Origin of the sequence: Globicatella sp. HMSC072A10 (assembly GCF_001811625.1) — a bacterium.
Classification (GTDB): Bacteria; Bacillota; Bacilli; order Lactobacillales; family Aerococcaceae; genus Globicatella; species Globicatella sanguinis.
Map to the genome: position 1 here is coordinate 15,368 of NZ_KV805763.1, position 337 is coordinate 15,704.

The 337-nt window shown below is 41.8% G+C and carries 1 protein-coding gene; it reads right to left on the reverse strand.

Annotation, left to right across the window (positions count from 1 at the left end):
• On the reverse strand, positions 1 to 337 hold a 337-nt coding region (locus HMPREF2811_RS11450), incomplete at both ends, for a LysM peptidoglycan-binding domain-containing protein (RefSeq protein ID WP_168164963.1).

Sequence of the window (337 nt, forward strand, 5' to 3'; positions counted from 1 at the left end):
GGTTTTTCCTCCGGTTTATTTTCCGGCTTAGTAGGTGTCGTCGGCTTGTCTTCAACTGGCTTCGTTGGCGTAGTTGGTTTCTCTTCAGGCTTTGTCGTTTCTACCGGTTGCGTTGTCGTCACTTTATTGACAATAATCTTTTGATTTGGATAGATTAAGTGACCTGAAATATTATTCCATTGACGCAATTGATCAACACTCACACCATGTTGGGCAGCGATTCGATTTAAAGTGTCGCCTCTCTTTATGGTGTAATTCGTTGTCTTAATCACTGGTTTGGTTTCAACCGGTTTAGTCGGCTTTTCTTCAACTGGTTTCGTTGGTTCAGTTGGTTTTT